This is a genomic window from Bradyrhizobium yuanmingense, from assembly GCF_900094575.1.
GTDB lineage: Bacteria > Pseudomonadota > Alphaproteobacteria > Rhizobiales > Xanthobacteraceae > Bradyrhizobium > Bradyrhizobium yuanmingense.
In genome coordinates, this window is the sequence record NZ_FMAE01000096.1 from 1 (window position 1) to 1,447 (window position 1,447).

General features: G+C 60.5%; 1 protein-coding gene. It reads right to left on the reverse strand.

All coding sequences use genetic code 11. The features are described from left to right. Positions 1-1,415, reverse strand: a 1,415-nt coding sequence (ansP, locus tag GA0061099_RS39175) for an L-asparagine permease (protein ID WP_074448704.1), incomplete at its 3' end; no start/stop codon positions are given. Positions 1,416-1,447 lie beyond the last annotated feature (32 nt).

Sequence of the window (1,447 nt, forward strand, 5' to 3'; positions counted from 1 at the left end):
TTCGCCGTCCACCGCCAACCTGCCCAGAGCAGTACGGCGATCAAGGGAGTGGCGGCGACGGTGAAGGTACCGTTCGGATAATCAAGCGCCATCAGCACCAGGACGACAACGAGGAAAGCGAGTGTCGCCCACGACGTGACCGGCGCGCCGGGCATCTTGAAGCTGACGTCTGCGACCTCTCCGCGGCTGACGGCGCGGCGGAACATCATCTGGCAGACGACGATAAAGCCCCAGGTGCTGAGGATGCCGAGCGAAGCAACGTTGAGGACAATCTCAAACACCTGAGACGGCACGAGAAAGTTGAGCACGACTCCGAACACGTAGATCGCGAGGCTCAGGAGGATGCCGGCATAGGGAACGGCTTGGCGGTTCATCTTGGCGAGAAATGCCGGCGCGGAGCCCCCCTGGGCGAGCGATCTCAGCACCCGGCCGGTCGAGTAGAGGCCGGAATTCAGGCTTGAGAGCGCCGCGGTCAGGACGACGATGTTGATCACCGTGCCGACGCCAGGAATGCCGAGAGCGCCGAAAAAGGTGACGAACGGACTCTGGCCCGCCTCGTAGGCAGTCCAGGGCAAGAGGCAGACGAGCAGGACCACTGAACCGACGTAGAACAGTGCGATGCGCCAGAGCACGCTGTTGATTGCGGGCGGCAGGACCTTCTTGGGATCTGAACATTCGCCAGCTGCCGTGCCGACCAGTTCAACCCCGGCAAAGGCGAAAACGACGCCCTGCACGAGAACTAGGGGCGGTAAGAGTCCGTTCGGGAAGAAGCCGCCTTTCTCGGTAATGAGGTGTATGCCGGGCGCGCTGCCCGCGATCGAGATGCCACCAGCGAAAAAGATCGTGCCGACTACAAGGAACAAGGAGATTGTCGCCACCTTGATCAGCGCAAACCAGAATTCCATCTCGGCGAACCACTTCACGCCGACCAAGTTCATGGAACCAACGATAAGCAGGGCTCCGAGCGCAGACACCCATTGTGGCAGATGCGCGAAGAGATCCCAGTAGTGCATGTAGAGGGCGACCGCGGTGATATCGGCGATGCCAGTCATTGCCCAGTTGAGAAAGTACATCCAGCCGGCGACGAAGGACGCCTTCTCGCCGAGGAACTCGCGGGCATACGATACGAAACTTCCGCTGCTTGGCCGATGAAGCAGCAGTTCGCCGAGCGCTCGAAGGATCAGGAATGAGAAGGCGCCGCAAACCAGATAAACGATTGCCAGTGACGGACCGGCGATCTGCAGGCGTGCGCCAGCACCCAGAAACAGGCCGGTGCCGATCGCGCCGCCGATGGCGATCATCTGAACCTGACGATTGCCGAGCGCCTTGTGGTAGCCCTCCTCGTGGGACTCGAGCCAGCTTCTTTTATCGAGAGAAGCGTTGCCTGTCGTCTGTTGGACATCTAGTGCAGTCACTGAACTCTCCTTTGGTTATCGGCAATGTGTCG